7 protein-coding genes are annotated in these 5,716 nt (G+C 60.8%); 3 read left to right on the top strand and 4 right to left on the bottom strand.

The genetic code is table 11. From position 1 onward, the window contains the following. The 3 genes from WBF74_RS14210 to argE all read left to right on the top strand — a co-directional run. Positions 1-404 (top strand): PLP-dependent transferase (locus WBF74_RS14210; protein ID WP_424441063.1); only part of this gene is annotated, 404 nt, incomplete at its 5' end. A 185-nt stretch (positions 405-589) separates the two neighbouring features. Beyond that, the gene (gene apaG, locus WBF74_RS14205; RefSeq protein WP_424441061.1) at positions 590-982 is read left to right on the top strand and encodes a Co2+/Mg2+ efflux protein ApaG; all 393 of its coding nucleotides are present in this window, start codon (positions 590-592) and stop codon (positions 980-982) included. An 89-nt stretch (positions 983-1,071) separates the two neighbouring features. After that, on the top strand, positions 1,072-2,250 hold the full coding sequence (argE, locus tag WBF74_RS14200; RefSeq protein WP_424441059.1) for an acetylornithine deacetylase: 1,179 nt from the start codon (positions 1,072-1,074) through the stop codon (positions 2,248-2,250). 58 nt (positions 2,251-2,308) lie between these two features. On the opposite strand, the gene WBF74_RS14195 is transcribed toward argE, so the two are convergent. The 4 genes from WBF74_RS14195 to WBF74_RS14180 all read right to left on the bottom strand — a co-directional run. Then, the gene (locus tag WBF74_RS14195; RefSeq protein WP_424441057.1) at positions 2,309-2,941 is read right to left on the bottom strand and encodes a hypothetical protein; all 633 of its coding nucleotides are present in this window, start codon (positions 2,939-2,941) and stop codon (positions 2,309-2,311) included. Positions 2,942-2,955: 14 nt separating this feature from the next. Beyond that, entirely contained in the window at positions 2,956-3,915 is a 960-nt protein-coding gene (locus WBF74_RS14190; protein WP_424441055.1) for an Hsp33 family molecular chaperone, read from the bottom strand. A 21-nt stretch (positions 3,916-3,936) separates the two neighbouring features. Then, positions 3,937-4,878 carry an ornithine carbamoyltransferase gene (argF, locus tag WBF74_RS14185; protein WP_424441053.1) on the bottom strand — a complete coding sequence of 314 codons (942 nt, stop codon included), beginning with the start codon at positions 4,876-4,878 and terminating at the stop codon, positions 3,937-3,939. After that, positions 4,875-5,716 (bottom strand): acetylornithine transaminase (locus WBF74_RS14180; RefSeq protein ID WP_424441051.1); only part of this gene is annotated, 842 nt, incomplete at its 5' end. The genes WBF74_RS14180 and argF, both read right to left, overlap by 4 nt.

Here is a 5,716-nt window from a genome sequence, read left to right as displayed (position 1 = left end):
GCGTGCGCGAACACGCCCGCAATGCGGATGCGGTCGCCCGCTTCCTTGATGGGCATGAGGGCATTGAGCGCGTGCTCTATCCCGGCCTGCCCAGCCACCCGCAGCACAATGTCGCCATGAGCCAGATGGAAGCGGGCGGCAACATCGTTGCCTTCGAGGTGAAGGGCGGCAAGGAAGGGGCATTCCGCTTCGCCAATAATCTTCAGGTCGTGAAAATCTCGAACAATCTGGGCGATGCGAAGAGCCTCATCACCCACCCCGCCACCACGACCCATCAGCGCCTGCCGAAAGAGACGCGCGAGGAGATGGGCATTCGGGACGGGCTGCTCCGGCTTTCTGTGGGCCTTGAAGACGCTGGCGATCTCATTGAAGACATGCAGCGTGCGCTGGCTAAAAAAGGCTGATTTTCCGCCTCAAAAATGCCGCCGTTAACAGCAATTTAGAAGATCTTCCCTAAGCTGTAAGGACTGAGGGGAGTGAGGTCCACAGGCTTGCCGCCAGACCTCTCGCGGCACATATCTTTTGCAGGGCTGCGACCTCGACCGTTTCCGCCCTGCTCCCAAAAGACGCATTCGTGCAAGGATCGCCGATGTACAGCGCCATCACCCGCTCCATCAAAATTCATGTCGAGCCGACCTATCTGGAAGATCAGTCGGAGCCCGACCAGGATTACTATGTGTGGGCCTATCATGTGACCATCGAGAACCGTGGTCAGGAAACGGTGCGCCTGCGCTCGCGCTACTGGAAGATCACGGATGCGACGGGCTACATGCATGAAGTGCGCGGCCCCGGTGTTGTCGGCGAGCAGCCGCTTCTGCGCCCCGGCGAAAAGTTCGAATATACGAGCGGCACTCCGCTTGCCGCCCCTTCCGGCGTGATGTTCGGCAATTACGAGATGGAAACGGAAACAGGCGAGACTTTCGAGGTCGATATTCCTGCCTTTTCGCTCGACAGCCCCTATGCCAAGCGGATGTTCCACTAGGACCATCCCGCACTCGCTTCCCTCATCGGCCCGGACTAGGATGGTGTGAAACATCACACCCTTCATCGTGCCTGCCGGAAGCCGACCTCATGACCGCGCCGCAAATATTTACGCCCCGGGAGATGATCGAAAAGCTCATCTCCTTCGACACGACGAGCTATCTCTCCAATCTCGCCCTTGTCGAGTTCGTGGAGAACTATCTCGCGAGCCACGGCGTTACCTCGCGGCGCGTGATGAATGACGACGGCACCAAGGCAAATCTCTTCGCAACGCTGGGCGATGAAACGCAGCCGGGCGGCATCGTACTTTCCGGCCACACCGATGTAGTGCCCGTCGAGGGGCAGGACTGGTCGAGCGATCCCTTCCGCGTGAGAGAGGCGGACGGCAAGCTCTTCGGTCGCGGCACGAGCGACATGAAAAGCTTCATCGCCATTGCGCTCGCCTTTGTTCCGGCCTTCCTGAAAGGTGGGCCCAAGATCCCCGTCCATTTCGCACTTTCCTATGATGAGGAAGTGGGCTGCCTTGGCGTGCGCCCCATGATCGACAGCATCATCCGCACCCTGCCGCGCCCGCAAATCGTGATTGTTGGCGAGCCTTCTTCCATGAAGGTCGTGAATGCGCACAAGGGCATCCAGTCCTATCAGACCACCGTGACGGGGCTTGAGTTCCATTCAAGCCAGACCCATCTCGGCGTCAGCGCTATCCAGTATGCGGCGGAACTGATTTCCTTCCTGATGCGCCTCGCAGAAGAAATGCGCGAGCGCGGCGACCCATCGGGCCGCTTCAGCCCGCCCTTCACCACCATCAATGTCGGCACGATACGCGGCGGCACGGCGCTCAACATCATTCCACGGAAATGTTCTTTCCTGTGGGAGTATCGCTCGCTGCCGGATGCGGACCCGTCCGAGATCATCACGCGCTTCAATGAGTTTGCGGAAAGCAATGTGCTGCCGCAGATGCGGGCGATTTTCCCCGAGGCGCGGATCGAAACGGTTACGCGCGCGCAGTCACCGGGACTTGCTCCGCGCGATGGCGAGCCGGGCGAGACGCTGGTGATGAAACTTGCCCGCTGCAACGCGGCGGAAGCGGTTTCCTACAACACTGAAGCCGGACTTTTTCAGCTTGCGGATATTCCCACCGTTGTCTGCGGGCCGGGCGACATTGCCCAGGCACACAAGCCTGATGAGTTCATCTCGCTCTCGCAGGTGAAGGAATGCGAGGCCTTCATGCAGCGCCTTGCGGATCACGTTTCGGGCAAGGCGATCTAGCCAATTGAGCGCGCCTACACGTCACCCTCCCTCAAGGGGAGAGTGAAAGAAAGTTCTTCTATCGCAATACCGGGCCCATGCTGCGGCGGACTTCCGCCGTCAGCGCATCGTCAAAATTCTTCGCAAGCGACTGGATCAGCGCCGCATAGGCAGCGTCACGCTCGTTGAGGCTTGCACTTTCCAGAATTGTGCGTGTTGCGGATGCATCCACATCGGCGCTCCATTCCTCGAAATTGCCGGCCTCGGCCCCCGCCCGCTCGACCACAAGGCGAGCCTTCAGCCGCGCGGTGAGGCGCGTATCAAGCTGGTCACCGAATACGCCGGTGAGACCACCCTTTTTCGGCAGGTCTTCCGAAATCACGCTGCCGTCAAGCACAGTCAGCACCGCGCGGCCGCGACTGCCGGTGGCGATGATGCGCGCGGCTGCCCATGACCGGGCAACGCTTTCCGGTGTCACCGGATGAAGGTGCTCCACATTGGGGGCGCGGCCCGGAGCGCGATATCGCGGCTCGATGGTGATGCTTGCAACATCGAGACGAAGAGGCGTCTGCGCCTCAAAGCTCACGGCGCGCGGTCCTGCAGGCGGGGGTGGCGCATCCGCACAGGCGGCAAGAAGCAATGTCGAGAGCAGCGCTGCAAGAACAGGCAGCGGCCGCAGGCGGGAAAAGACCGTGTCGGAAGTGTTCTTCACTTCGAGCCCCTTTTTCAGTCGAGCCCTTCCTTTAGCTGGTCCGGCTCAAAGACATAAACTTCGCTGCAGAATTCGCAGGTTGTGGTGATGACACCTTCCTGCACCATTTCGTCGATTTCATGGCTGCCGAAGGAGCGCAGGATGCTGGTCATCCGGTCACGCGAGCAATGGCACGCAAATTCGAGCGATACGGGATCGTAGGCACGAACGCCATCCTCGTGAAAGAGGCGATAGAGCAGCCGGTTCGACTCGAGGGAAGGATCAAGCAACTCATGATCCTCCACCGTATCGAGAAGGATCGAGGCGCGGTTCCAGTTCTCTTCCTCATCCGTGAAGGGACGATCATCATTTTCCTCGCGGAAAGAGGTGAGCCCGCCCTCGCGCGCGATGTGCTGGATCATGATGGCGCCAGCGCGCCAGTTCTTCTCCGGCGTTCCTTCCGCGCGGTGATAATAGGGCCCGGCCGCAAGATGGATGCGCGTTGCGACCTGCTCGGAGCTTGCGAAATATTCATGCGCGGAGTGGCTGAGACCGTCCGGGTGAATCGAAACGATGCCCTGATAGCGCTCCATATCGCGCCCCTGATCGATGGTAAGGGCGAGATAGCCATCGCCCATTAACTCGGCAGGTGAGGTGCGCCCTTCCGCCAAAGCAGCGGCCACGCGCTCTTCACCCATCTGCGCATAGCCGCGCATCATGCCGGGCGTTTCGAAGTCGGCTACGAGCATGCCGACCGGCCCTTTGCTTTGGGTCTGCAGGATGAAGCGCCCGTCAAACTTGAGCGCGGAGCCGATCATGGCGGTGAGCGCCATCGCCTCGCCAAGCAGGCGCGACACGGGTTCGGGATAGGCATGCGCCGTCAGCACACGGTCCACCAGCGGCCCAAGCCGCACGATGCGCCCGCGGATTCCCAGTTCCTCGATCAGGAAGGGCTGGACGAGGTCGTCTGTCGGGATACCGTCTTTGCTACCCAAGAACTCTGCCTGCCTTGCGGTTTAACGGAAGCACCAGGCGAGCACGCCCTTTTGTGCATGGAGCCGATTTTCAGCTTCATCAAAAACAACGGAAGCTGGCCCGTCGATCACATCCGCCGTCATTTCTTCGCCGCGATGCGCGGGCAGGCAGTGCATGAAAAGCGCGTCCTTGCCCGCCGCCGCCATCAGGCGCTCATTCACCTGATAGGGTGCCAGCAAATTGTGGCGGCGCGCGGCGGTTTCAATGCTGTCGCCCATCGAGACCCATGTGTCGGTGTTGATGGCATCGACACCATCCACCGCCTCGAAGGGATCAGCGGTCACGGTGATCTTCGCGCCTTTCTTCCGCGCCCAGTCGAGCGTCTTTTCGCAAGGCGCAAGTTCGGGCGGGCAGGCAAGACGAAGTTCAAACTCAAGCTGGGCTGCCGCATGAATCCATGAGGTCGAGACATTGTTGCCATCTCCGACCCATGCAATGCGCCGTCCCTTGATGGGGCCGCGATGTTCTTCGAATGTCATCACATCCGCCATGATCTGGCAGGGATGGGAGCGATCCGTCAGCCCGTTGATGACGGGCACGGTTGCATATTCGGAAAGCTCCAGCAGCTTTTCGTGATCCGTGGTGCGGATCATGATGGCGTCCACATAGCGCGAGAGAACGCGTGCCGTATCGGCGATGGTTTCACCGCGGCCAAGCTGCGTGTCCTGCCCGTTCAGCAGCAGCGTCTCGCCGCCGAGCTGGCGCATGGCCACATCGAAGGAAACGCGTGTCCGTGTCGAGGGTTTCTCGAACAGCATGGCGAGAAGTTTGCCCTTGAGCGGCTTGTCGGCATCGGGTTCCGCCTGGCCGAGTCCTGCGCGGGCCTTCTTGCGGGATGCTGCATTTTCGAGGATCGCGCGGAGTTCGCCTGCCGCGACCACATCGAGATCAAGAAAATGTCGGGGCGTTGCTGTCGCCTTCATGATGTCGCTCCTGCTGCCTTTGCTTCGGCACCAAGCGCCGCATCAAGCCTTGCGCAGGCGACCATCAGCTTTTCCATCGCCTCATCGAGATGGGCTTCCTCAATGTTGAGCGGCGGCAGCAGCCGCACCACATTGTCGCCCGCACCGACGGTCAACATTTTTTCATCGCGCAGCGCCGCCACGAGATCCGTGTTGGGCACATGGCAGCGAATACCGAGCATCAGCCCTTCGCCGCGAATTTCTTCCACGATGCGCGGGAAGCGATCCGCGAGCATGGCAAGCTTCTGCCGGAATTTCAGACCAAGCATCCGCACATGCGGCAGGAAGGTTTCATCAAGCGCGAGATCCATCACTGCATTGGCAACCGCCATGGCAAGCGGGTTGCCGCCAAAGGTGGAGCCATGTGTGCCCGCCGTCATGCCGGCTGCGGCCTCTTCGCTTGCAAGGCAGGCACCAACGGGGAAACCGCCGCCCAGCGCCTTTGCAACGGCCATGATGTCCGGCGTGATGCCCGCATGTTCATGCGCAAAGAGCTTGCCCGTGCGGCCGACGCCGGTCTGCACTTCATCGAGCACGAGCAGGATGCCCTTTTCGTCGCAAAGCGCGCGGATGTGCCGGAGGTCTTCATTGGAGATGACACGGATGCCGCCCTCGCCCTGTACCGGCTCGATCAGAATACCCGCCGTGGCAGGGCCGATCGCCGCTTCGAGCGCCTTCAAATCACCGAAAGGCACCTGCGGGAAACCCGGCATGACCGGCCAGAATCCTTCGAGATATTTTTTCTGTCCGCCCGCCGCGATGGTTGCGAGGGTGCGGCCATGGAACGCGCCTTCCATGG

The sequence above is a fragment of the Parvibaculum sp. genome (assembly GCF_049672805.1).
Classification (GTDB): Bacteria; Pseudomonadota; Alphaproteobacteria; order Parvibaculales; family Parvibaculaceae; genus Parvibaculum.
This window is presented reverse-complemented; position numbering and strand designations above follow the sequence as displayed.

Excerpts from the sequence above, each read along its gene's own strand:
- argE (WP_424441059.1), top strand. The coding sequence starts at position 1,072 with ATGACCGCGCCGCAAATATTTACGCCCCGGGAGATGATCGAAAAGCTC.
- apaG (WP_424441061.1), top strand. The coding sequence starts at position 590 with ATGTACAGCGCCATCACCCGCTCCATCAAAATTCATGTCGAGCCGACC.
- argF (WP_424441053.1), bottom strand. The coding sequence starts at position 4,878 with ATGAAGGCGACAGCAACGCCCCGACATTTTCTTGATCTCGATGTGGTC.